Here is a 20752-nt window from a genome sequence, read left to right on the forward strand (position 1 = left end):
CTACCGCTTCCTGGTCCGCAGGTAGTCGCCGACCACGGCGGCGCCGAGCCCGTCGAGGTCCGGAGCGACGACCCGGCCGCCCGAGCGGCGCGCGAGGAGATCGACGAACGCCGTCAGGCGCGGGTCGTCCCCGAGCCGGAACACGGTCACCGACGCACCCAGCTTCGCCATCCGGTCCACTTCGGACAGTGTCTTGAGCAGGGTCCTCGGCTGGGGCGGGTAGTCGAATTCCGCCGTGCCATCGGGTTCCAGATCCGCTGTCGGCTCGCCGTCGGTGACCATCAGGACCACCGGTTGCGCGTCCGGATGCCGCCGCAGATGCCGTCCGGCCAGCAGCAGCGCGTGGTGGGCGTTCGTGCCCTGCTCCCAAGCGCCTTCCAAACCCACGAGTTCGGCCAGCTCGACCGAGGTGGCGTAGCGGCCGAACGTGATCAGCTGGAGCGCGTCGTTGCGGAACCGGGTGCTGATCAGCTGGTGCAGCGCGAGCGCCGTCCGCTTCATCGGCAGCCAGCGGCCCTCCTGGACCATCGACCACGAGGTGTCCACGAGCAACGCCACCGCCGCGCGCGACCGGTGCTCGGTCTCGATCACCTCGACGTCGGAGACGTCCAGCCGGACGGACCGATCGCCAACCGAAACCGAACGCAAGACCGAGTTGCGGACCGTCCTGGACACGTCCCACGGCTGCGTGTCCCCGAACCGCCACGGCCTGGTCGCGCCGGTCGGCTCGCCCGCGGCGCCCGCCGATTCGGTCTCCCGCTGACCCGCCTTGCCGCGCAACGCGTTCACGACGTCGGCGAGCGCCGTCTCCCCGAGGCGTCGCAAAGCCTTGGGCGACAAGCGAAGCGTGCCGTCGGGAGCGCGTTCGAACAGGCCTTGCCGCCGCAGCTCGCGTTCCAGTTCGGACAGCCTCCGCGCGTCGACACCCGCGTCCGGCCCCAGCTGCCTCCTCAGCGCGTCGACGTCGATGTCCTCCAGCCTCGCACCGGGATAGGACTGGCCGAGCTGTTCGGCCAGCGCGTCCAGTTCGGCGAGGTCGGACATCGCCCGGGCGCCCTCGCCGAGGCCGAGCGGATCATTGCCCCGGAAGCGTTCCGACGACGTCCAGTCCTCGCCGGGCCGCAGTGCTTTCAGCTGGGAATCCAAAGTGGACAGCTGCTGCGCGAGCCGGGGATCGCCGAACGCCTGCTGCGACAACTCGGCCAGTTCGGCGCGCTGCTCGGGGGTCATCGAGTTGAGCATCCGCTGGGCGGCCGCGGCGCGGGCGGCGAGGACGTCGATCAGTTCCTCGACGTTCTTCGGGTTCTCCGGGAAGAACTCGCCGTGCTCGCGCATGAACTCCGCGAACCGCTCGGGCACGTCCTCACGGCCCTGCGCGTGCGCCGCCAGCAGGCTGTTGAGGTCGGCGAGCATCCGGTTGGCACGCTCGACGTCCTCCGGTCCCGCGTTCTGGAGTGCTTCCTTCATCCCCTCGAACCGGGAATCCAGCAGCTCACGGCCGAGCAGGTCGCGGATCTTCTCGTAGTTCTCCCTGCCCTGCCGGGATCGCCAGTCGTACTGACCGAGTTCGCGGACCGCCGCCGCCGTTCCCGGCGGCAACGCGTCCAGTTGCGCCTCACGGAAGCGGGCGTCGTCGTCCGGATCGGGGAACAGTTCGCGCCGCTCGGCCTCCAACGCCTGGTCGAGCAGCTGCCGGACCTCGTGGAGCGTGCCGTCCAGCCGGTGCCGCCGCTGGATCTCCGACCGGCGCTGCCAGAGCCGCCGGGTCAGCTCGTCCAGGCCCGCGGTGCGCGGCGTGCCGCGCCGCAACAGTTCTTCCAGCGCGGACCGGGGCGAGGCGCCCGCCATGACGTCGCGGCCGATCTCGTCGAGCGCGTCCCGCAGGTCGGCGGGCGGCGCCAGCGGGTCCGGGCCGTCGTGCCATGGCCCGTACGAATACCCCTCCGGTACGGCGCTCATCGGCCGTAGACGGTCGTCGCGTCGTCGGAGTCCTTGGCGAGTTTCCTCGACAGGAAAAGGGATTCCAGTGCCAGCTCGACCGCGGCCGCGATCCGTCCCGCCGGTTCGTCCTTGCCAACGCCGGCACGCGCGGCGACGTCGTGGAGCACGGGCAGTTCCGGCAGTGCGGAGAGGACGTCCTTGCCGGGGACGCGTTCGCCGGTGGTCACCAGGTGCCCGTCCTCGACGGCGTCGGCCAGCGGCAGCAGGTCCAGTCCGGCGAACCGCGAGCGGGCCGTCTCCGCGACCGCCCTCCGCAGCAGGTGCACGAGATGCTCGGTCTCGCGTCCCTCCTCCCCCGGCTCGAATTCGAGCTTGCCACGCAACACGGCGGGCACCGCGTCGAGGTCGACCGGGCGCGCCACGGCGGGTTCCTCGCCGGTGAGCGCGGACCGGCGCAACGCCGCCGCGCCCACGGTTTCCGCCGCCGCGACGGCGAACCGGGCCGAGACACCGGACCGCTGGTCGATCACCGGCGATTCCCGCAGGTTCCGCACGAACCGGGCGAGCACCTCCAGCAACGGTTCGCCGACTTCGGCGACCAGATGCGCCTCCTGCCGCACGACCGCGATCTCGGATTCGACGTCGAGCGGGTAGTGCGTCCGGATCTCGGCGCCGAACCGGTCCTTGAGCGGGGTGATGATGCGGCCCCGGTTGGTGTAGTCCTCCGGGTTGGCGGTCGACACCAGCAGCACGTCCAGCGGCAGGCGCAGGGTGTACCCGCGCACCTGGATGTCGCGTTCCTCCATCACGTTCAGCAGCGCGACCTGGATGCGCTCGGCGAGGTCGGGCAGCTCGTTGATCGCCACGATGCCGCGGTGGGCGCGCGGGACGAGTCCGAAGTGGATGGTTTCGGGGTCGCCGAGACTGCGGCCCTCGGCGACCTTCACCGGGTCGACGTCACCGATCAGGTCACCGACCGAAGTGTCCGGTGTGGCCAGTTTTTCCGTGTAGCGCTCATCGCGATGGCGCCAGGTCACCGGCAGTGCGTCACCGAGTTCGGCGGCACGGCGGCGTGATTCCGGGGTGATCGGGTCGAGCGGGTGCTCGGCCAGTTCGGCACCCTCGATGACGGGCGTCCATTCGTCGAGGAGTCCCGCGAGGGTGCGCAGCAGCCGGGTCTTGCCTTGGCCGCGTTCGCCGAGGAGCACGACGTCGTGCCCGGCCAGCAGCGCACGCTCCAACTGGGGCAGCACGGTGCGCGAGAAACCGACGATCCCGGGCCAGGGGTCCTCCCCCGCGCGGAGCTTGACGAGCAGGTTGTCGTGCAGTTCTTGTTTGACCGAACGCGGCGGGTGGCCAGCCGCGCGAAGGTCCCCGGCGGTCCGGGGCAGATTTGCGGGAACATCGTTCACCCGTTCGACGCTACGTCTCGATCGTGCCCCCTGTCGACGTGAACCAACTCCAGCTCTGGATCAACCAGTCGGTGGAGAGCACTTCAGGAGATCGGTCGATGTGGAACCGGGTACCCGCACGCGAGGCTCGGTCGATGCCCGAGAAACCACCCGCGCCGCCTTCCCGCGGGTGAATCCTGCCGCATCGGCCTCAGCGTGCTCGCCCTGGTCGCGGCCGCGTACCTCAGGCGGGGCCGGCCGGACGTGGTCACGCTGCCCGGCTTCACCGGTCGTGCGCCCTCTTTCGGGCCGAAGGCCCACGGAAACCGTTCGCAGGGCGCCCTCTCCGCCAGGGTGACTTTGATTCCGATCTGCGCCCTGCGGACGGTTTCCGTCAGCGCACGATAAAATAAACAGAGTGTGCCGTCCTAGTGCGACCCTCGCGGTCTGGTCTTCGGCGTGGCTGAACGGAGCCGCCGCCTCCGACGACATCCTTGACGCCCTGCAGGTCTGGGCCGAAGCCCACGACGTCGTCGCCGCGGATGCCGCGGCCGCCGAGGCGTTCGAGCTGCCGCTCGCGTTCAACCGCGCGGCGACCCCGGTCCAACTGTTGCTGGCCCTGCGTTCGCAGGGCGCGAAAAGCCTGCAGTTGCTGATGCCGGTGCCTGGCGATGTCCGTGGTCTCGGCGGTGGCGGTCTCTTCTCCGAGGCCGCGCTGCGGACCGGCGACGCCGCCTTGTTGCCGGATCTCGGCTACGGCCTGGTCCCGGAGGCGATCGCCGAAGGCCTGATGCGGTGGACCGTCTACTCGGTACCCACGCCGGGCGTCCTCGAGTACCGCCCACTGGGCGAAGCCGAGCACGGCCTGACCGACGCGATCCGCGCGAGCGCCGGAGCACTGCAGACCCTCGACGTCGCCAGCGATCGGCCGGGTGTCCGAGCGGAACTTTCGGCACGCCTGCGATCCGCCACCGACGCGCCCTGGCCCGCTGGGATGCCCGGCCGTTCACTGCGAGTGCTCCAGCGGTCGGAGGAGATCGCGGCGATCCTCGCGATCGCACACGCCGACGATCCGGGCGGTGCGTTGTCCGCGTCCGCCGTCAACCGCCGGGCGGAGGCGTTGCGGCCGCTGACCGAGGCCGTCCGTATTGCCCGGTACGCGGCGATCAACGAGGCGGTGCGGGTGTTCGCGGATCAGGCGGACCGCCACCCGTAGCAACCAGTCGATCGCAGGTTACGGAGCCCTCCGGAGGGAGTGCGGGCAACGACGCTCGCGTTGGTGATGGCTGACGCCGCCATATGGGCCGCTAACTTCGTCTCAACGTCGGCGACCGCGCTTGGCGTCCCAGGGATGTCCAGCGCTTCAAGCCGGCGTTGTGCTTCGGCCGCCATCTCGTCGGCCGCTCAAGATCGGTGTCACGTCTTGCCCCGTCGTTCGCGAACCATCGGCCGTGAGTCTTCCGGCCCAGTTCGCCGGGCTTGCTCTGTGGCGGAAGCTCCTGCCGTAGCGCTTCCGCGCGCTCGTGGGCCGGAGGGACTGCCTGCTGTCCTGTGGTGTGCACCCCAGGCCGCACACGGACTCTACCCTCCCGCTTCGGACGTGTGACCTCGTCGTTTACCGGAGCCAGGGCGGCCTGTTCACACCGGGCGCGTGGAACCGGGACCTCTGGCACCCCGCGATCCAGCCGGACGGCCTGAAGTCCGGCGGTGCCTACGGCGCGACCTTGCCACTACTACGCGTCCCGGCTCATCGAAGGCGGCCCGTCGCACCGGGGAGCATCGATGGAACAGGTCCCCCGACTACATGGGCACCTGTTCGAGCAGGCCCACGAGCGCGCCCGCTCACGGATGACCTGTTCTCCGCTGTTGTATACCCGCTGCGTACCGCCGAAGGCCAGTAGCCGTGTTAGCGCAGGTCAGACGGCTGCCGGCCTCCGGAGCTACAGAAGGCCGCCTTTTATGTACTTCCGGCGGGCAGTCTCACGAGACCGGACGGCTACGGGCGCGTGGGGCGCTTCGCGGGCTCGCAGCACCCGACAGCGCAAGGCGCCCCGTTGATCGTGCATCCGGCCACCGGGAACGGCGACAGCTTCCGCGCCGGCACACCCTCCGTGTGCTCGCGAACCAGCTCGACGACGAGTTCGGCGAAGCGCGGGTCGGTGTCCGGCGTCGCGGCCCGTGCGAAGCCCATGCCGTGCTCCGCGGCACGTTCGGCGGCCTCGTTGTCGAGGTCCCAGATCACCTCGAGGTGATCGGACACGAAACCCACCGGGCAGACCACCACCGAAGTGACGCCGTCCGCGTGCAACGCGTCGATGTGGTCGACGATGTCCGGCTCCAGCCACGGCACCTGCGGCGGGCCGGAACGCGACTGCCAGACGACGTCGTAGGTCTCGATGCCCGCTTCGACCGCGACGAGACGCGCGGCTTCGGCGATCTGGCGCGAGTAGCGGCGACCGCCTTCCGAGGGCGGCCCGGACGCGGTATCGGCGGACTCGGGCACCGAGTGTGCGCAGAAGACCGTCCGGGTTCCTGCCGGGTTCCCCAGTTCCGCGTGCGCGGCGCGGACGGCGTCGGCGAAAGCCGCGACGAACAGCGGGTGGTCGAAGAACTGCCGCAGCTTCACCAGTTCCGGCGCGCCGTCCCCGACCGCCGCGCGGGCGCGCTCGATGTCCTCGTCGTACTGACGGCAGGCGGAATAGCCGCCGTACGCGCTCGTGGGGAAGACCAGGACACGCTGAGCACCCGTCTTGGTGATCTCCGCCAGCGTCTCCTCGACCATCGGCCGCCAGTTGCGGTTGCCGAAGTGGACGGGCAGGTCGATCCCGGCGGTCGCGAGCTGCTTCTCCACCGCGGAGATCGCGGCGCGGTTCAGGCGGTTGATCGGCGAGACCCCGCCGAAGTGCTGGTAGTGCTCGGCGACCTCGAGTAACCGTTCCCGAGGGATCCCCCGCCCCCGCGTGACGTTCTCCAGGAACGGCATCACCTCGTCGGATCCCTCGGGACCACCGAACGAAAGCCAAAGCAGCGCGTCATAACCCACCCTGACATCTTGCCGCTGTGGCGCCCCGCACGCTGACCCGGCCCATTTTGGACTGACCGATCCAAAACCTGGTACGGTCACTTCCATGGCCAGGCCGAAGGAATTCGACGAGCGCGCCGCGATCGGGCGGGCCATGGACGCGTTCTGGGGTCGCGGCTACGAGGGCACGTCGACACAGGCCCTCTGCGAAGCCACCGGCTTGGGCCGCAGCAGCATCTACAACACCTTCACCAGCAAGCACGAGCTGTTCATGCGCGTACTCGACCACTACGCCGACCGCGGCATCGTCGCCAGGACGGCGCTACTGGAGAACCCTGGGACCGGCATCGAGCGGTTCCGCTCACTGTTCTCGTTCACCATCGACGAGGAGGTCGCCACCCACGGCCGCGGTTGCCTCGTGGTCAACACCGTGGCCGAGTTCGGCGACCGCGATCCCGAGATCAAGGCGCGGATCGACGCCGACACCGGACGGCACCTCGCCCTTCTCGCGGCCTGCGCCAGGGAAGGCAGGCTCGACGGGACGATCGACGGCGCCCGCGAGCCGGACGACGTCGCCGAGTTCGCACACAGCACCGTCGCCGGACTCCGGCTGATGTCCCGCCGCGGCGCCGGACGGACGGCCATGGAAGCGGTCGCCGATATCGCGCTGGGCGCGATCGCCGCGAAATAAACCGAGACAAGCCTTGTGCGAAACGCCGCCCAAATTTTGGACTGATCAATACAAAACTGGAGGGGAATCCCGTGCCTTTGGCAGTCTGCGTCCTCGGACTGAGCGTGTTCGCGCTCGGCACGTCCGAGTTCATGATCACCGGCCTGCTGCCGGGGATGGCGGCCGATCTGAACGTCGGCATCCCGGAAGCCGGGTTGCTCATCTCCGCCTTCGCGATCGGCATGGTCGTCGGCGCTCCCCTGCTCGCGATCGCGACGCTGAGGGTGCCGAGGCGGGCCACCCTGATGGCGCTACTCGTCGTCTTCGGGCTCTCGCACGTCGTCGGGGCGTTGGGCACGGGGTACGCCCTGCTCTTCGTCACCCGCGTCGTCAGCGCTGTCGCCTGCGCCGGGTTCTGGGCGGTCGCGGCGGCCACCGCGGTCGCGCTGGTCCCGGTGGAGCGCCGTGGCCGCGCGCTGGCCATCCTGGTCGGCGGGCTCACGATCGCGAACATCGCCGGCGTCCCGGCCGGGACGTTCTTGGGCCAGCACGCGGGCTGGCGGGCCGCGTTCTGGGCGGTCACGGCACTGACCGTCGTCGCGTTGATCGGCGTCTTCGCCCTCGTCCCGGAAACGCAGAACGGCGAGGTCAAGACCGTCGTCGCGACCGAACTGCGGCTCTACCGTCGCGGCCGGTTCTGGCTGGCGCTGGGCGTGATCGCGTTCGCGCAGGCGATGATCTTCGCGACCTTCAGCTACCTCGCGCCGTTGCTGACCGAAATCGCTGGACTACCGGAAAGCTGGGTTCCGGGAGTGCTGTCCCTGTTCGGGCTCGGCGCGCTGATCGGCATCACCGTCGGTGGCCGCCTCGCCGACGCGAGGCCGTTCGCCACCCTCTACGGCGGTCTGGCCGTCGCCCTGCTCGCCCTGGTGCTGCTCGCGCTCTCCGGCCCGGCGACCCCCGTCGCGATCCTCGCCGTGTTCCTGTTCGGTGTCGCCGGATTCGGGGTCAATCCGGCTTTGAACGTCCGCGCCTTCGCCGTGGCGGGCAACGCCCCGACGCTCGTCGGCGCCAGCACCACGGCCGCTTTCAACGTCGGCAACACCGTCGGCCCGTGGCTCGGCGGCGAGTCCATCGACGCCGGCCTCGGCTACCCGAGCGTCGCGTGGGTGAGCGTCGGACTCGGCGTCGCCACCGTGCTCGCCCTCACCTTCGCCGCCGGTGTCCAGCGCACCGACGACACCCGCCTGCTTCGCGAACCCGTTACCCAGTAAGGAGAATCATGTCCGACCGAACACAAGCCACCCTCGACGAGTTCTTCCGCCGAATGTCCACAGGGGACACCGACGGGGCCTCCGAACTCATCGCCGACATGGTGGAGTGGGACATCCCCGGCGCGACCGAGTTGGTCCCGTGGATCGGCCCGCGCCGGAACCCGGCGGAAATCCGCGAGTTCTACGACCTGCTCGACAAGGGCCTCATCAAGGACCGGTTCGACATCGAGCGCGTCCTCGTCGACGGGCCGCACGCGGTCGCGGTCGGACGACTGCGCTCGACCATCCGCAGCACCGGCAAGGTGATCGAGACGGCCTTCACCATCCAGTTCGAGGTGAACGACGACGGCCTGATCACCAAGTACCTGATGCTCGAAGACTCCTGGCACGTCGCCAACGCCGTCCTCCCCTGAAGTACAGGAAGGCCCCCTTCCTTGCGCCCGGCGCAAGGAAGGGGGCCTGCCTGTACTCGCGAACTCAGATGCCGAGGGCGTGCACTCCGCCGTCGACCATGATCATCGAGCCGGTCGTGGCGGGCAGCCAGTCCGACAGCACAGCGCAGACCGTCTTCGCCGTCGGATCCGGGTCGGAGCTGTCCCAGCCGAGCGGCGCGCGGTCGCCCCAGCCCTCCTCCAGCTCGGAGAAACCGGGGATCGACTTCGCCGCCATGGTCTTCATCGGACCGGCGCTGACCAGGTTGACCCGGATACCCTTCGGGCCGAGGTCGCGCGCCAGGTACCGGTTCACCGACTCCAGCGCCGCCTTCGCCACCCCCATCCAGTTGTAGACGGGCCACGCGACACGCGCGTCGAAGTCCATGCCGACGATCGACGCACCGCGCGAGAGCAGCGGCAGGGTCGCGACCGCGAGCGCCTTGAAGGAGTACGCCGAGACGTCGACGGCCACCTTCACGTCCTCGCTCGGGGCGTCCAGGAACGGCGCGCCGAGGCAGGACTGCGGGGCGAACCCGATCGAGTGCAGCACGCCGTCGAGTCCGTCGACGTGCTCACGGACGCGGTCGGCGAGTGAGTCGAGGTGCTCCTGGTTGGTGACGTCCAGCTCCAGCACCGGCGCCTCCTCGGGGAGACGCTTGGCGATGCGCTCGACGAGCGACAGCCTGCCGAAGCCGGTGAGCACGACCTTCGCGCCCTCTTGCTGCGCGATCTTGGCCGCGTGGAACGCGAGCGAGGCGTCGGTGATGACGCCGGTGATCAGCAGGCGCTTGCCTTCGAGCAGTCCTGGCACGGGACCTCCAGTCCGGAGTGGGTGATCAGTACGGGAAAACGGGGGACGTCAGTGGCCCATGCCGAGGCCGCCGTCGACCGGCAGGACAGCGCCGTTGACGTAACCGGCCTCTTCGGAGGCGAGGTAGCGGACGGCGGCGGCGATCTCCGACGGTTCGGCGTACCGGCCGGAGGGGATCTGGGCGAGGATCTCCTTCTTGCGGTCCTCACCGAGTTCGCCGGTCATGTCCGTGGCGACGAAGCCCGGGGCGATGATGTTCGAGGTGATGTTGCGCGAGCCCAGCTCGCGCGCCAGCGAGCGGGCGAGACCGACGAGACCGGCTTTGCTCGCGGCGTAGTTGACCTGGCCCGCCGACCCGGTGAGACCGACGACGGACGAGATGAAGATGTAGCGGCCCCACTTGCCGCGCAGCATGCCGCGTGAGGCACGTTTGGCGACCCGGTAGGCGCCGGTGAGGTTCGCGTCCACCACGCGGGTGAACTGCTCCTCGCTCATGCGCATGAGCAGGGTGTCGTCGGTCATCCCGGCGTTCGCGACGAGGATCTCGACGGGGCCCTGGTGCTCCTCGACGAGCTTGAAGGCGGCGTCGATCTGCTCGGCGTCCGTGACGTCGGCCTGCACCCCGAAGAGGCCTTCGGGCGCACCGGAGCCACGGTGCGTGATCGCGACCTTGTGCCCCTGCGCCACGAGGTCTTTCGCGATCGCCAGACCGATGCCGCGGTTGCCGCCGGTGACCAGTACCGACCGTCCCACAGAGCTCTCCTCGCCTCGTCTTCGTCCCGCTGACGCACTGAGGTTATCGGCTCGCCCGGGACCAGCCGGACTCGCGCCACCCCTACCTCCGGGTAACCGTGACCGTCCTAAGCGGATGTTAGGAACCGCGCGAAAACCTTGCCCGGCCGTCACGGATTGTTCACCGTGAGCCGGAACACAGGAGGTCAAAGATGACAACCCGGATCGGCGAAGCGTCGCCGCCCGTGAGCGAGCGACGAGTCGTCGGCAACGTGCTGCGCGGCTCGATCGGCAACCTGGTCGAGTGGTACGACTGGTACGCCTACGCCGCTTTCAGCACCTACTTCGCCAAGTCTTTCTTCCCCACCAAGGACACGACGGCGGCGTTCCTCGGCACGGCGGCGGTGTTCGCCGTCGGGTTCCTCATGCGGCCGCTCGGCGGCTGGATGCTGGGCCGGTTCGCCGACCGCTTCGGGCGACGAAGCGCACTCGTGCTCTCCGTCACGTTGATGGCTGCCGGGTCGCTGATGATCGCGCTGACCCCGACCTACGCCACGATCGGGATCGCCGCGCCGATCCTGCTTCTGGTCGCCCGGCTCATCCAGGGACTCTCGGTCGGCGGGGAGTATTCGACCTCCGCGACCTATCTGTCCGAAGTGGCCACTCCCGGCAAACGCGGCTTCTACTCCAGCTTCCAGTACGTGACGCTGTACGGCGGCCAACTGCTGGCGCTCGGCCTTCAGTTGCTGCTGCAGGCGATCCTCACCGAGGCCCAGCTGACGTCATGGGGCTGGCGGATCGCGTTCGTCGTCGGAGCGCTCGCCGCGGTCGTGGTGATGTTCCTGCGGCGCGGGATGGACGAGTCGGCCAGCTTCGAAGAGGCCAAGACGTCCGGAACCGGCAAGGACGCGGGTGAGAAGGGCACACTGCGCGCGCTGATCAAGTACCCCAAGGAGATCGCGCTCGTCATCGGCCTCACCCTCGGCGGCACGGTGTCGTTCTACACCTTCGCCACCTACAGCCAGAAGTTCATGGAGAACACCGCGGGCATCCCGCGCCGGACGGTCACGCTGATCCTGTTTTGCGCGATCCTCGTCGCCGCGATCCTGCAGCCGTTCGCGGGCAAGCTGTCCGACCGCATCGGCCGCCGCCCGCTGCTGATGTTCTTCGGCATCGCCGGCACGCTGCTGACCGTCCCGATCATGACGCTGATGGGCGGGACGAAGGAACCGGTACTCGCCTTCCTGTTGATGCTGGCCGGGCTGGTGATCGTCACCGGGTACACCTCGATCAACGCCATCGTGAAGGCCGAGCTGTTCCCGACGAAGATCCGCGCCATCGGCGTCGGTCTCCCGTACGCGCTCACCGTGGCGATCTTCGGCGGCACCGCCGAGCTCATCGCCCAGGCACTGAAAGGCGCCGGCCACGAGTCGGTGTTCTTCTACTACGTCGCGGGCTGTGTCCTGGTGTCGCTGATCGTGTACGGCACAATGCGGGAAACCTCGAAGACCTCGGAGCTGGACAGGAAAAAGCAGCCCGAGCCCGAGCTGGTGTCCGGTCGCGAAGGCTAGGCGGGAAGGTATGGCCGTGCGAGTGCTGCTTGTCGAGGACGACGCCGGCGTCGCCGACGCGCTGGCCGAAGCACTGCAAGCGCGCGGCCACACCGTCTCCGCGGTGATCCGGGGCAGCGACGCGTTGCACCGGCACCGCGAAGCGGACGTCATCCTGCTGGATCTCAACCTGCCCGACGTGCACGGGCTCGACGTGCTCAGGAAGGTCAGGCAGGTCTCGCCGGTGCCGGTGCTCGTTCTCACCGCGAGCGGCGACGAGCGCTCCGTCGTACGCGGGCTGCGGCTCGGAGCCGACGACTACCTGACCAAACCGGTTCGCCTGGCCGAACTGCTGGCGAGGATGGACGCCGTCGTCCGGCGCGCCGCCGTCTCGGCCGCTCCGCAGGACGGTGTCGTCCGCGTCGAAGACGTCGAAATCGACCTCGGGGCACGGCGGGTGCTGGTCGACGGGCACGACATCGGTCTCACCGCCAAGGAGTTCGCCGTCCTGGCCGTGCTCGCCACGCGGCCGGGTACCGCGGTGAGCAGACAGCAGCTGATGGACGAGGTCTGGGGCGACGCGTACCTCGCCGTCTCCCGCTCGCTCGACGTGCACCTGACCCAGCTGCGCGCGAAGCTCGACCGGCCGGGACTGCTGACCACGATCCGGGGTTTCGGCTACCGTCTCGGCCGGGACTGACCGGTGCGCACCCGGCTGCTGGTCGTCCTCGTCGCGCTCGCGCTGACCGTGGTCGCCGCGTTCGCGATCCCGCTGTTCGGATCGACCGCCGCGCAACGGACACAGCAGCTGGTGATCGCCCGCAACGCCGACGTCGACCGGTTCGTCGTCCTCGCCCAGCAGGCCGTCGACGCCGGTGACCCGTCCGCGCTGGCGGTCGACGCCGCACGGTATTCGTCGTTATACAGCGAGGACGTCGTGGTGGTCGACGCGCGTGGGGTGCCGCTGGTCGAGACCGGCGGCATGGCGGCCGCGGAACCGGTGGTCCACTCGCTCGTCGAGTCCGCCCTTCGCAACCAGCTCGCGAAAGGACCCGAACAGCTCAGCCCGTGGTCGGCCGATCCGGTCTACTTCGCCCGTCCTGTCGGCACCGGCACGCGAGTGGCCGGGGTGGTCGTGCTGCGGGCGTCGGTGGCCGCGGCGGCGGACGACGTCACCGCCCGCTGGGCCGCGATCGTCGCGGGCGCGGTGCTGGTGGCGGCGGTGTTCGTACTGCTCGCGGTGCTGCTGGCGCGGTGGATGGTGCGGCCGCTGCACGAACTGGAGACCGGCGTGCAGGCGGTGACCGAGGGGCATCGCGCACAGGTGCCCGACCGGGCAGGGCCGAGGGAACTGCGGTCGCTCGCGACGTCGTTCAACCGGATGTCCGACGCCGTCGTCGAGGCGTCCGAACAGCAACGGCGGCTCGTCGCGGACACGTCGCATCAGTTGCGGAATCCCTTGGCCGCTTTGCGATTGCGGGTCGACTCGCTGGCCGCGCAGGTCGACGGCGACGGCCAGCGGGCGTATCGGGCGACCGTCGCGGAGGTCGAACGCCTGGAGTCGTTGCTCGACGGACTGCTCGCGCTCGCCCTCGCCGAAAGCGCGGCGACCAGGCTGGCCGCCGGCGAATCCGGTGACGAACCTTGCGACCTTCCTTCCGTGCTCGCGGAACGGGTCGACGCCTGGCGTCCGTCGGCCGACGACGCCGGAGTCGACCTCGCGGCTGCCGAAGGGCATCACGCGCCGGTGCCGGTACGGTGCCCGGAAGGCGATCTCGCCCAGGTGCTGGACGTCCTGCTGGACAACGCGGTGCACTACGCCGGCCGGGGCGCGACCATCACCACCGGCTACGAAACCGGCGACTCGACCGCCACGGTCTTCGTGTCCGACAACGGTCCTGGACTGTCCACAAAGGACCGTGAACGGGCGACCGAACGTTTCTGGCGGGCCGGTGGCGACGGCGCGCCGCGCGGAACGGGGCTCGGGCTCGCGATCGCGAGCCAGCACGTACTCGCCAGGGGCGGGAAGCTCGAGCTGCGCGAGGCGAAACCGCGTGGACTCGAAGTCCGCGTCGAAATTCCTCTCGCCGGGAGCACGCCATGACCGTCACCAGGCGCACCGCACTCCTCGCCGGGCTCGCCACCCTCGCCGGCTGTTCGACGGCGGGCTACCAGGGCCCGGACCGGGAGATCGTCATCGCGGCGGGTGAGAGCGGCGGATTCTACCTGGCCTTCGCGGAACTGCTGGCCCAGCAGCTGAACCGGGCGGAACCACGGCTGCGCGCGACGGCCGTCGCGACCGAGGCCAGCGTCGAGAACCTGCGGCGCCTGCGGGACGGGCGGGCCGACCTCGCGCTCGTCCTCGGCGACGTCTCCGAGTCCGCCTTCGCCGGAGCGGAGCCGTTCTCCGTCCCGATCGCGTTCTCGGCCATCGGCCGCGTCTACGAGAACTACCACCAGCTCGTGGTCCGCGCGGACGGCGGCGTGCGCTCGCTCGCCGACCTGGCGGGACGGCCGGTGGCGATGGGGGCGAGCGGGTCCGGCGTCGCGGTGTTCAGCACCCGGCTGTTCGCCCGCGCCGAAGTCCCGGTGAACGCGAAGAACCTCCTGCTCGGGCAGGCGTCCAACGCGCTGGTGGCGCACGAGGTCGACGCGCTGTTCTGGTCCGGCGGGATCCCCACGCCCGCGCTCACCGAGCTGAACCGGACCACCCCGATCACGCTCCTCCCGCTCGACGCCCATTTTCCCGCCCTGCGCGCGGGCTACGGCCCGGTGTACGACCTGGTCCACGTCCCGGCCCAGGCCTACCAGGGGGTCGGGGAACTGCGGACGATCGGCGTCGCGAATCTGTTGCTGGCGGCGCCTTCCCTTCCCGACGACGTCGCGGCCGCCGTCACGCGGGTGCTGGCCGGGCACGCCGCCGATCTCGTCCCGGCACCCGCCGTCGGAACCCAGTTCCTCGACGTCCGGACACTGATCGGCACCGGCAAGGTTCCGCTGCACCCCGGGGCCGCGTCGGCCTACCGTGCCCTTCACGGGTGAGACCGGCTCCATCTCCAGGGTGATGCGCGTAGTACCGGAGCGCTGCCATGGTCGGAGGCAGGCGGCCCACCCCGGCCGCCCCGATCCGGAAGGACCAGCAGTGTCATCGAGACACACCAGGGTGGTGTGGGGTTCGGCGCTCGTCGCGGGCCTCGCGCTCGTGGGCGGGCTCGCCACGACCGCCCCCGCCGTCGCGGCGGAGCAGGCCAAACTCACCGCACCGGCCCTCACCGGCCAGTACGAGGTCGGCACCACCGACCTCCACCTCGTCGACCGGTCCCGGCCCGATCCGTGGAAACCGGAGCGGCGCCGGGAGGTCATGGCCACCGTCACCTATCCGGCGGACCGGTTCGCCGACGGCCCCCGGGCACCATGGTTCAGTCCCGCCATGGGCGGCGTCATCGACCAGGCGCTCGCGGGCGAGGACTACCTCGACCTCCCGGTCGGCTCCATCGACTGGGCGTCGGCGAAACGACGGGCCGAAACCGGCGTCCCTGCGGCTCACGGCGTTCCGAAGCCGGTAGTGCTCTTCTCGCCGGGCTTCGGCGGTCCGCGAGAGATGTACACCGCCCTCGTCGACGATCTGGCGAGCCGCGGCTACGTGGTCGTCTCGCTCTCGCACACCTACGAGAGCGCGGCCGTCGAATTCCCCGGCGGACGGCTCGAAACCGCGCTTCCCCCGGGCGAGGGCTCCGAGTTCATGAAGAAAGCGCTCGACGCGCGGGTCGGCGACAGCCGGTTCGTCCTCGACCAGCTCACGAAGATCACCCGCGGCCAGAACCCGGACGCGGAGAACCGGCCGCTCCCCCGCGGGCTCGGCCGGTCACTCGACCTGTCCCGGGTCGGCGCCTACGGGCATTCCTACGGCGGGTTCACGGCGGGCGAGACGATGGTCCACGATCGCCGGGTCGACGCCGGGATCAACCTGGACGGCGCGATGGCGACGGCGTTCGGCTATCCACCGGGAAGCGCCTACATCCCTGGCGAGGTCACGAAACGCGGCCTCGACCGGCCGTTCATGCTGATGGGCGCCGAAGGGGTCGACCCGGAAGGCAAACCGATCGAGCACACGCACCGTCATCCCGAATTCGACCGCAGCTGGGCGGACTTCTGGGCCAACCAGCGTGGTTGGAAGCGGGACCTGCTCCTGCGTGGCGGCAGCACGCACATGGCTTACAGCGATCTGCAGGTCGTCGTGCCGCAGCTGGGTTCGCGAGTGGCGCCGGAGAAGCGTGAGGCGGTCATCGGCACCATCGATCCCCGTCGTTCGCTTGCCGCGCAACGGGATTACGTCGGAGCGTTCTTCGATCTGCACCTTCGTGGCTGGGAAAAGCGCATGTTCGACGGCGAGTCCCCGCGATATCCGAATATCGATTTCATCGAGTAGAGCTGAAGGGGACTTTCCCCACATGCCATCGGGCGAAGGACGCTTTCACCCCATGCGATGCGGGGAAAGCGTCCTTCAGCTCCTACGAGCCACTACATCTTCGTTGATCCGGCGACGCTCCGGAAGGCGGCGCCGCCCGCGTCCGTAAGCGAGTCGTACGCCGCCTTCCGGCCGGCTCAGCCGGCCTGGACGCCGGGGCGGCGGTCCTCGACGACGTAGCTGGCCCGCGTGCTGATCGGCGCGCCGGGGGTGTTGACGAACGGCACCACTCGGAAGTCGCTCCGCCAGCGGTGCCGGTTGACGTTGACCCGGACGTAGCCGCGCTGGTTGTTGAAGAACTTCATGTGCGGGTTGGCCTTCAGCAGGTTCTCCCCGGCGGGCGTCATGTCGGCGCCGTTGCCACCGCTGGTGATCGACGTCCCGACGAACTCACTCGCGACGGTGGGCGAACCCGGGTCGCCGAAGTCGCGCTTCAGGTCCCAGGCGTAGTTCTGGTGCCGGTCGCCGGTGATGACCACCAGGTTCCGCACACCCCGGTCCCGCGCCGCCGCGAGCACCCGGTCGCGGTCGGCGACGTAGCCGTCCCACGGGTCCAGGTACACGTTGGTCGCCTCGCCCGCGTCGGTGTCGGTCTGGCCCATCGGCGCCTGGTTGCCCAGGATCTGCCACCGCGCGTGGGACCGGGAGAAGCCGTCGAGCAGCCACCTCCGCTGTTCCGAGCCGAGCAGGGTGCGGTCCTCGTCGAGCCGCTCGGCGCAGTTCGCCGACTGGCCGTCGCCGCACGGCTGGTCGTCGCGGTACTGGCGGGTGTCGAGCATGGTGAAGTCGGCCAGCGTGCCGTAGCTCAGCCGCCGGTGCAGACGCGCGTCCGGCCCCTTCGGCAGCTGGGCGATGCGATAAGGCAGGTGCTCGTACATCGCCTGGAACGCCTGGGCGCGCCGCTGACGGAACACCACCGGGTCCTGGTCGGGCTCGTTGTCGGCCTGGGAGTGGTCGCCCGCCCAGTTGTTCTCCACCTCGTGGTCGTCGTTGACGTGGATCCACGGGAAGGCGGCGTGCGCGGCCATCAGTGGCGCTTCGGACTTGTAGAGCGCGTACTGCAGCCGGTAGCGCGCGAGGTCGAAGGTCTCACCCTTGAACTGCGGCCCCACCGGCGTCCCGCGTCCGACGCCGGTGACGCCGCTTTCGTAGAGGTAGTCACCCAGGTGCACGACCAGGTCGAGATCCTCGGCGGCCAGGTGGTTGTACGCGGTGAAGTGCCCGGCCTCCCAGTTCTGGCAGGACGCGAACGCGAAGTTCAGTTCGCGCGGCGACGACCACGCGATCGGCGCCGTCCGCGTGCGGCCGACCGGGGAGATCTCGCCGCCCGCGCGGAAGCGGTAGAAGTACTGGTGATCCGGGGCGAGGCCGTGGACCTCGGGATGCACGGAGTGGCCGAGTTCAGGGGTGGCGACCACGGAGCCGCGGCGGATCACGGCGCGGAAGCGCTCGTCGAGCGAGACCTCGTACTCGACGCGAACCGGCTTGCGCGGCATCCCGCCGAAGCCGTCGGCGTCGTAGGGCTGTGGTGCGAGCCTGGTCCAGAGCACGACACCGCCGGGCAACGGGTCACCCGACGCGACACCGAGGGTGAACGGGTCACCGGAGCCGCTCGCGAGCGGCATCGCGCCGGCGGCGTTCCAGGCACCGGTCCCCAGGAGGACGGCGGCCGCACCGGCGGAGCCGTAACCGAGGAAGCGACGCCGCGACAGGGGGTGAGGGAGCGAAGGCATGAAGCCCTCCTGTGGTGGGATGGTCACGGGCGGCCTCATGCTCGTCCGCGTATATGGCCTCCCGGCCGCCCTCAGGCGAAGCGCCCGTGAACGAAAGACGATCAACCTCCGTGTTCCGCATCCTGTTCTACCGCCCCGAAATCCCGCCCAACACGGGTAACGCGATCCGCTTGACCGCGAACACCGGCTGCGAGCTCCACCTGGTGGAGCCGCTCGGGTTCACGCTGGAGGACAAGCAGTTGCGACGCGCCGGGCTCGACTACCACGACCTCGCGCGGGTCCACGTCCACGCGGACCTCGACGCGGCGTGGGCGGCTTTGCTGCCCGCCCGGGTCTACGCGTTCAGCGCTTCGGCGACGCGGCTGCACACCGAGGTCGCCTACGAGCCGGGAGACGTGCTGATGTTCGGCCCTGAGTCGGCCGGGCTGCCCGCGGAGGTCCAGGAGGCCTCGCAGGTGACCGAGCGGGTGCGGCTGCCGATGCTGCCGACGAGCCGCTCGCTGAATCTGGCGAACACGGCTGCGATCAGCGTCTACGAGGCTTGGCGGCAGAACGGCTTCGCTACTCCCTGAAGTGTCACGGGGCCGCGCCCGCGTTCATTCCTTCATCAACTGCCCAAACCTCCCCGCGAGCCGAGTCGCCACTCACGAGCAACTCGCCACATCTCGCCCGCAACGTAGTGAAGGCCTCCTTCCCACTCTCAGGGTCCCGGCGAAGTCGCAGAGCTGTTGGTCAGCCCCGCTGTGGGTGAGCCCGCATACGCCCGACCTGCAAGACCTCGACTTTGCCGGGACTCTGACCCTCAAAGTAGGGAAGGAACCTTCACAGACTTTGTCGTGCGAGCTACGGAAGTCGTTGCCCCAGGAAGAGCGAAGCGGCGGCCCCGATCATCAGCACCAGCGTCCCGAGGATCACCCAAGGACGACTCGCGTCGGCGTCCTTCAGCTCGTACCCGATCTGCTCACCGAGGTCGTCGTACACGCGTTTCAGCTCGTCCGCGCTGGCCGCCTTGTAGAAGTCGCCGCCCGAAAGGCGCGCGATCTCCTCCAGCGATTCGTCGTCGACCTTCACGTCCTGCGGTTTGCCGTCGATGTCGACCGAGCCGTGCGTGGTCCCGAACGAGATCGACGAGATCGGCACCTGCGCCTGCTTCGCCGCCTGCGCGGCCGTGTACCCGCCTCGCGGTGCGTACAGGTCGTCCGGGACGGTCTGCTTGCCGTCACTCATCAGGACGATCCGCGCGGGCGGCGGACCTTCCGCGCCACCGACGATCGCCGAGAAGCTCTCGATCGACTGCAACGCGGCGAAGATCCCTTCACCGGTTGCTGTCGACTGCGCCAGCTTGAGGTTGTCGATCGCCTTCACGACGCCGCCGCGATCGGTCGTCGGCGCGACCAGCACGGTCGCCGTTCCCGCGAAGGAGATCAGGCCGAGGTTCACCCCCGGAGTCATGTTCTGCGCGAACGAGCGCGCCGACTCCTGGGCCGCCTTCAGCCGTGTCGGGGCGACGTCGGTCGCTTCCATCGACAGCGAGGTGTCGATCACCAGCATCACGGTGGCCCGGTTGCGGGGCACCTTCTGCTCGGCCGTCGGCCCGGCGAGCGCGACGGTGAGCACCAGCAACGAGAGCACGATCAGGATGGCGGGAACGTGCCGAACCCAGCCCTGACTCTTCGGCGCGACCTTGTCCAGCAGTTCCAGGTTGGCGAACCGCATGGTGCGCTTGCGCCGCGCGCGCTGGGAAAGCACGTAGCCGACGGCGACCGCGGCGACCGCCAGCAGCAGCAGGAACCACCACGGCGAGGCGAATCCGGTCAGGCTCACGCGACACCACCGGACCAGCGGCGCTTGCGGGCCACCACGAACCGGACCATGTCCGCGATCCAGTCCGAATCGGTACGCAGCACCAGATGCGCGGCACCGGCCCGCCGCAGCGCGGCCGCGACCTCCTGCCGGTGAGCGTGCGCCGCGGCGCCGAATTCCTTGCGCAGCAAGGCCGAAGCGTGCACTTCGCGCTGTTTTCCTGTCTCCGGGTCGGCCAGCACGACGGTGCCCACGTCGGGCAGGTCGATGTCGCGCGGGTCGAGGACTTCGATGGCGATGAGGTCGTGATGACCGCCGAGCGCGCGCAACGGGCGCTGCCATTCCCTGTCGCCGAGGAAGTCGGAGATCACGACGGCGAGCCCGCGACGGCGGGGCGGGCGGCGCAGTTTCTCCAGCGCCGCGGCGAGATCACCGCGGACACCTTCCTCGGCACGCGGGGTCTCGGCGAGTTTACGGACCAGTCCCCGCGCGTGCGGAAGCCCGCCGCGCGCCGGGATGCGCGTGATACTGCCCGCCCCGTTCGAGACGAGCGCGCCGATCCGGTTGCCGCCCCCGCCGGTCAGGTGGGCGACCGCGGCCGTCGCGCACACGACGAGGTCACGCTTCTCACACAGCGCGGTGCCGAAGTCGAGGCTCGCGGACACGTCCGCCACCAGCCACGTCTCCAGTTCGCGGTCGGCGACGGTCTCCCGGATGTGCGGGCTCGTCGTCCGCGCGGTGACCGCCCAGTCCATCCGGCGGACGTCGTCACCGGGCTGGTACGGCCGGGCCTCCCCCGGTTCCGAACCCGGCCCCGGCACCAGGCCGAGATGGTTTCCCTGCAGCAGACCGTCGAGACGGCGGCGCACGTCGAGTTCGAGTGTGCGCAGGCCCGCCTCCATCCGCTCCCCGCGGAGTACCGG

18 protein-coding genes are annotated in these 20752 nt (G+C 69.8%); 10 read left to right on the forward strand and 8 right to left on the reverse strand.

Annotated elements, in window-relative coordinates; all coding sequences use genetic code 11:
• Nucleotides 1–1959 (reverse strand): vWA domain-containing protein, encoded by a 1959-nt coding sequence (locus tag ACM6LR_RS10395; RefSeq protein ID WP_414943652.1) that lies wholly within the window; start codon nucleotides 1957–1959, stop codon nucleotides 1–3.
• Nucleotides 1956–3353 (reverse strand): sigma 54-interacting transcriptional regulator, encoded by a 1398-nt coding sequence (locus ACM6LR_RS10400; protein WP_414938905.1) that lies wholly within the window; start codon nucleotides 3351–3353, stop codon nucleotides 1956–1958. Before ACM6LR_RS10400 ends, ACM6LR_RS10395 begins: the two co-directional genes overlap by 4 nt.
• Before the next feature lie 397 nt (nucleotides 3354–3750).
• Between ACM6LR_RS10400 and ACM6LR_RS10405 the strand changes: the two genes are divergently transcribed.
• The gene (locus tag ACM6LR_RS10405) at nucleotides 3751–4548 is read left to right on the forward strand and encodes a hypothetical protein (RefSeq protein ID WP_414938904.1); all 798 of its coding nucleotides are present in this window, start codon (nucleotides 3751–3753) and stop codon (nucleotides 4546–4548) included.
• A 780-nt stretch (nucleotides 4549–5328) separates the two neighbouring features.
• Here the strand turns inward: ACM6LR_RS10405 and ACM6LR_RS10410 are convergent.
• Entirely contained in the window at nucleotides 5329–6375 is a 1047-nt protein-coding gene (locus tag ACM6LR_RS10410) for a ferrochelatase (protein ID WP_414943653.1), read from the reverse strand.
• Nucleotides 6376–6460: 85 nt separating this feature from the next.
• On the opposite strand from ACM6LR_RS10410, the gene ACM6LR_RS10415 reads away from it, so the two are divergent.
• From ACM6LR_RS10415 to ACM6LR_RS10425, 3 genes are all read left to right on the forward strand, one after another.
• On the forward strand, nucleotides 6461–7045 hold the full coding sequence (locus tag ACM6LR_RS10415) for a TetR/AcrR family transcriptional regulator (RefSeq protein ID WP_414943654.1): 585 nt from the start codon (nucleotides 6461–6463) through the stop codon (nucleotides 7043–7045).
• 71 nt (nucleotides 7046–7116) lie between these two features.
• Nucleotides 7117–8298 carry a Cmx/CmrA family chloramphenicol efflux MFS transporter gene (locus tag ACM6LR_RS10420; RefSeq protein ID WP_414938901.1) on the forward strand — a complete coding sequence of 394 codons (1182 nt, stop codon included), beginning with the start codon at nucleotides 7117–7119 and terminating at the stop codon, nucleotides 8296–8298.
• Between the two features lie 8 nt (nucleotides 8299–8306).
• Nucleotides 8307–8711 carry a nuclear transport factor 2 family protein gene (locus ACM6LR_RS10425; protein WP_414938900.1) on the forward strand — a complete coding sequence of 135 codons (405 nt, stop codon included), beginning with the start codon at nucleotides 8307–8309 and terminating at the stop codon, nucleotides 8709–8711.
• A 64-nt stretch (nucleotides 8712–8775) separates the two neighbouring features.
• On the opposite strand, the gene fabI is transcribed toward ACM6LR_RS10425, so the two are convergent.
• Nucleotides 8776–9543: an enoyl-ACP reductase FabI gene (gene fabI / locus ACM6LR_RS10430; RefSeq protein ID WP_414938899.1), complete on the reverse strand. Its 768-nt coding sequence runs from the start codon at nucleotides 9541–9543 to the stop codon at nucleotides 8776–8778.
• Between the two features lie 48 nt (nucleotides 9544–9591).
• Nucleotides 9592–10296 (reverse strand): 3-oxoacyl-ACP reductase FabG, encoded by a 705-nt coding sequence (fabG, locus tag ACM6LR_RS10435; RefSeq protein WP_414938898.1) that lies wholly within the window; start codon nucleotides 10294–10296, stop codon nucleotides 9592–9594.
• A 191-nt stretch (nucleotides 10297–10487) separates the two neighbouring features.
• Between fabG and ACM6LR_RS10440 the strand changes: the two genes are divergently transcribed.
• The 5 genes from ACM6LR_RS10440 to ACM6LR_RS10460 all read left to right on the forward strand — a co-directional run bounded on the left by ACM6LR_RS10440 (nucleotide 10488) and on the right by ACM6LR_RS10460 (nucleotide 16254).
• A complete protein-coding gene (locus ACM6LR_RS10440) occupies nucleotides 10488–11846 on the forward strand; it encodes an MFS transporter (protein ID WP_414938897.1) in 1359 nt (452 codons plus the stop codon).
• A gap of 10 nt (nucleotides 11847–11856) precedes the next feature.
• Nucleotides 11857–12525: a response regulator transcription factor gene (locus ACM6LR_RS10445; protein ID WP_414938896.1), complete on the forward strand. Its 669-nt coding sequence runs from the start codon at nucleotides 11857–11859 to the stop codon at nucleotides 12523–12525.
• Between the two features lie 3 nt (nucleotides 12526–12528).
• Complete coding sequence (locus ACM6LR_RS10450) at nucleotides 12529–13929, forward strand: sensor histidine kinase (protein WP_414938895.1); 1401 nt, start codon at nucleotides 12529–12531, stop codon at nucleotides 13927–13929.
• Nucleotides 13926–14867, forward strand: a complete 942-nt coding sequence (locus ACM6LR_RS10455) for a TAXI family TRAP transporter solute-binding subunit (protein WP_414938894.1) — start codon at nucleotides 13926–13928, stop codon at nucleotides 14865–14867. Before ACM6LR_RS10450 ends, ACM6LR_RS10455 begins: the two co-directional genes overlap by 4 nt.
• Before the next feature lie 100 nt (nucleotides 14868–14967).
• Nucleotides 14968–16254 carry an alpha/beta hydrolase family protein gene (locus tag ACM6LR_RS10460; protein WP_414943655.1) on the forward strand — a complete coding sequence of 429 codons (1287 nt, stop codon included), beginning with the start codon at nucleotides 14968–14970 and terminating at the stop codon, nucleotides 16252–16254.
• 176 nt (nucleotides 16255–16430) lie between these two features.
• Here ACM6LR_RS10460 and ACM6LR_RS10465 read toward each other — a convergent pair whose 3' ends face one another.
• Nucleotides 16431–18026 (reverse strand): alkaline phosphatase D family protein, encoded by a 1596-nt coding sequence (locus tag ACM6LR_RS10465; protein ID WP_414938892.1) that lies wholly within the window; start codon nucleotides 18024–18026, stop codon nucleotides 16431–16433.
• A gap of 110 nt (nucleotides 18027–18136) precedes the next feature.
• Between ACM6LR_RS10465 and ACM6LR_RS10470 the strand changes: the two genes are divergently transcribed.
• On the forward strand, nucleotides 18137–18598 hold the full coding sequence (locus ACM6LR_RS10470; protein ID WP_414938891.1) for a tRNA (cytidine(34)-2'-O)-methyltransferase: 462 nt from the start codon (nucleotides 18137–18139) through the stop codon (nucleotides 18596–18598).
• 271 nt (nucleotides 18599–18869) lie between these two features.
• Here the strand turns inward: ACM6LR_RS10470 and ACM6LR_RS10475 are convergent, their stop codons facing one another.
• Nucleotides 18870–19850: a VWA domain-containing protein gene (locus ACM6LR_RS10475; protein ID WP_410598855.1), complete on the reverse strand. Its 981-nt coding sequence runs from the start codon at nucleotides 19848–19850 to the stop codon at nucleotides 18870–18872.
• Complete coding sequence (locus ACM6LR_RS10480) at nucleotides 19847–20731, reverse strand: DUF58 domain-containing protein (protein ID WP_414939153.1); 885 nt, start codon at nucleotides 20729–20731, stop codon at nucleotides 19847–19849. Before ACM6LR_RS10480 ends, ACM6LR_RS10475 begins: the two co-directional genes overlap by 4 nt.
• Between the last annotated feature and the right edge of the window lie 21 nt (nucleotides 20732–20752).

The sequence above is a fragment of the Amycolatopsis sp. cmx-11-32 genome (genome assembly GCF_047608695.1).
Taxonomy (GTDB): Bacteria; Actinomycetota; Actinomycetes; order Mycobacteriales; family Pseudonocardiaceae; genus Amycolatopsis.